Origin of the sequence: Streptococcus sp. (assembly GCF_019414905.1) — a bacterium.
Taxonomy (GTDB): Bacteria; Bacillota; Bacilli; order Lactobacillales; family Streptococcaceae; genus Streptococcus.
Map to the genome: position 1 here is coordinate 1 of NZ_DXLC01000143.1, position 3368 is coordinate 3368.

The window sequence follows — 3368 nt, forward strand, 5'->3', positions numbered from 1 at the left end:
ACCTTACAGTGCTAGGAACTGTAACCGAAGATTATACTTGAGCATACCAAAGTAAGGTGACAAAAGTAAAAAAGCTACCCAATTTAGAGTAGCTTCATTATCAAGATATGCTCAATTGAACACGACCTAAGCACAAAGCAAAAAAGATAAAATCTCCTAGAAACTGAAGTTTCTTCGTCAATTTTCCTATTTTTGCTTTGTGCTTTTGACGGCCTTTGTATCTTGAATTAGCGACGAAGTCCTAGAGAGTTGATCAACTCACGGTAACGGTTAACGTCGTTTTTACGCAAGTATGCAAGCAAGTTACGACGGCGACCGATTTTTTTCATCAATCCACGGTAAGTAGCGTGGTCTTTTTTGTGTTGTTTGATGTGTTCGTTAAGGTGGTTGATTTCCCAAGTAAGGACAGCAACTTGAACCTCTACTGAACCTGTATCACCTTCGTGACGTGCATATTGTGCGATGATTTCATTTTTTTTCTCTTTTGAGATTGCCATGATGTTTCTCCTTTTTATTTGGCTTCATCCGAGTGACAGGTTGGCATGCCTGCAACCAAGAAGAAGTTATTTGTCTTTACGACAATCCCTATTCTACCAATAACTAACTTCTTTGTCAACAGATTTACTTTCTTTCTCTTTACTTCACCAACATAATGGAGATACTCAACTTCTTCTAAAGATTACCATTCCTAATTCTCCCCCTCAACGAGGAAATTCAAAAAAATCTACAAATATCTTGAAAATTTTCACAATCATGCTATAATAATCCATAGAGACAAGTCACTTAGTCCCTTTCTACTAGAGAGTGCGTGGTTGCTGGAAACGCATAGGAAGCCTAAACTGATACTACTCTTGAGTTTTTTATGAAAACATAAAACGGTGGCCACGTTAGAGCCAATCAGAGGTGTCCCTCTTTTTTGAGGAACATAAATGAAGGTGGAACCACGTTGCGACGTCCTTTCGAGGATGTCGCTTTTTGTTTTTCTAGCTTTCACAATCCTCTGTCCCTGTTTTCAGAATAGGGTTAACACATTCGTCAATAATATAAGTAAGGAGAACATCATGATTAACATTACTTTCCCAGATGGCGCTGTTCGTGAATTCGAATCTGGCGTTACAACTTTTGAAATTGCCCAATCTATCAGCAATTCCCTAGCTAAGAAAGCATTAGCTGGTAAATTTAACGGCAAATTGATTGATACTACTCGTGCAATCACTGAAGATGGTAGCCTTGAAATCGTGACACCTGACCACGAAGATGCCCTTCCAATCTTGCGTCACTCAGCTGCTCACTTGTTCGCCCAAGCAGCTCGTCGTCTGTTCCCAGACATTCACTTGGGAGTTGGCCCAGCCATCGAAGACGGCTTCTACTACGATACTGACAACACTGCTGGTCAAATCTCTAACGAAGACCTTCCACGTATCGAAGAAGAAATGCAAAAGATCGTCAAAGAAAACTTCCCATCAATCCGTGAAGAAGTGACTAAAGATGAGGCCCGTGAAATCTTCAAGAACGACCCTTATAAGTTGGAATTGATTGAAGAACACTCTGAAGACGAAGGTGGTTTGACTATCTATCGTCAAGGTGAGTATGTAGACCTTTGCCGTGGCCCTCACGTCCCATCAACAGGCCGCATCCAAATCTTCCACCTTCTCCATGTAGCAGGTGCTTACTGGCGTGGAAATAGCGACAACGCTATGATGCAACGTATCTATGGTACAGCTTGGTTTGACAAGAAAGACTTGAAAAACTACCTTCAAATGCGTGAAGAAGCTAAGGAACGTGACCACCGTAAACTTGGTAAAGAGCTTGATCTCTTCATGATTTCTCAAGAGGTTGGTCAAGGACTTCCATTCTGGTTGCCAAATGGTGCGACTATCCGTCGTGAGTTGGAACGCTACATCGTCGACAAAGAATTGGCTTCTGGCTACCAACACGTTTACACTCCACCACTTGCTTCTGTTGAACTTTACAAGACTTCTGGTCACTGGGATCATTACCAAGAAGACATGTTCCCAACTATGGACATGGGTGACGGGGAAGAATTCGTCCTTCGTCCAATGAACTGCCCACACCACATTCAAGTCTTTAAACACCATGTTCACTCTTACCGTGAATTGCCAATCCGTATCGCTGAAATCGGTATGATGCACCGTTATGAAAAATCTGGTGCCCTTACTGGTCTTCAACGTGTACGTGAAATGTCACTCAACGACGGTCACCTCTTCGTTACTCCAGAGCAAATCCAAGAAGAATTCCAACGTGCCCTTCAGTTGATTATCGATGTTTATGAAGATTTCAACTTGACTGAATACCGCTTCCGTCTCTCTCTTCGCGACCCTCAAGATACTCATAAGTACTTTGATAACGATGAGATGTGGGAAAATGCCCAAACCATGCTTCGTGCAGCTCTTGATGAAATGGGCGTTGACTACTTTGAAGCCGAAGGTGAAGCAGCCTTCTACGGACCAAAATTGGATATCCAGGTTAAGACTGCCCTTGGTAAAGAAGAGACCCTTTCAACTATCCAACTTGACTTCTTGCTTCCAGAACGCTTCGACCTCAAATATATCGGAGCTGATGGTGAAGAGCACCGTCCAGTTATGATTCACCGCGGGGTTATCTCAACTATGGAACGCTTCACAGCGATCTTGATTGAGAACTACAAGGGTGCCTTCCCAACATGGCTTGCACCACACCAAGTAACCCTCATCCCAGTATCTAACGAAAAACACGTGGACTATGCTTGGGAAGTAGCTAAGAAACTCCGTGACCGTGGGGTTCGTGCTGACGTGGATGAACGCAATGAGAAAATGCAGTTCAAGATTCGTGCTTCACAAACAAGCAAGATTCCTTACCAATTGATCGTTGGGGACAAGGAAATGGAAGACGGAACAGTCAATGTTCGTCGCTACGGCCAAAAAGAAACACAAACTGTCTCAGTTGATGACTTTGTCCAAGCTATCCTTGCTGATATCGCCAACAAATCACGCGTTGAGAAATAAGATATAAAACCTGGGATAAAATCCTAGCTACCTAAAAAGCAACAACTATTTCAGCTGTTGCTTTTTATATTTTATTTAACCTGAGCTAGTAGTGATTGGTCAAACCACCACAAATGATATTCTCCCAAGATTTGCTTTCATGAGTTAGATAAGGTCAATATCCTCAATCCTTGTCTGCTTCATTTTCTTTTACTAGATCTTTTTGTGAATCCTTTTCAGATAGCTTTTGATCTATATACTTGTTAATGGTTTCATAAAATTCCTTGGTCATCTCACTATCTAATTTTGTCGAATTATGGACTTGATTGACTTTCAATTGAACAGATTGAATACCGTAAGAGGCTTGTTTTTGGTGGAGTGTTT

General features: G+C 41.9%; 2 protein-coding genes and 2 pseudogenes. 2 read left to right on the top strand and 2 right to left on the bottom strand.

All coding sequences use genetic code 11. The features are described from left to right. Window positions 1–227: 227 nt before the first annotated feature. Window positions 228–497: a 30S ribosomal protein S15 gene (rpsO, locus tag QZ359_RS04470; protein WP_001018251.1), complete on the bottom strand. Its 270-nt coding sequence runs from the start codon at window positions 495–497 to the stop codon at window positions 228–230. Between the two features lie 315 nt (window positions 498–812). Here rpsO and QZ359_RS04475 point away from each other — a divergent pair. Continuing rightward, window positions 813–1021: pseudogene (locus QZ359_RS04475) on the top strand (hypothetical protein). 40 nt (window positions 1022–1061) lie between these two features. Then, window positions 1062–3005, top strand: coding sequence for a threonine--tRNA ligase (gene thrS / locus QZ359_RS04480; protein ID WP_261070935.1), 1944 nt, complete (start codon window positions 1062–1064; stop codon window positions 3003–3005). A 163-nt stretch (window positions 3006–3168) separates the two neighbouring features. Here the strand turns inward: thrS and QZ359_RS04485 are convergent. Next, window positions 3169–3368, bottom strand: a pseudogene (locus QZ359_RS04485) (TIGR00341 family protein); the annotation flags it as partial.

Excerpts from the sequence above, each read along its gene's own strand:
- rpsO (WP_001018251.1), bottom strand. The coding sequence starts at position 497 with ATGGCAATCTCAAAAGAGAAAAAAAATGAAATCATCGCACAATATGCA.
- thrS (WP_261070935.1), top strand. The coding sequence starts at position 1,062 with ATGATTAACATTACTTTCCCAGATGGCGCTGTTCGTGAATTCGAATCT.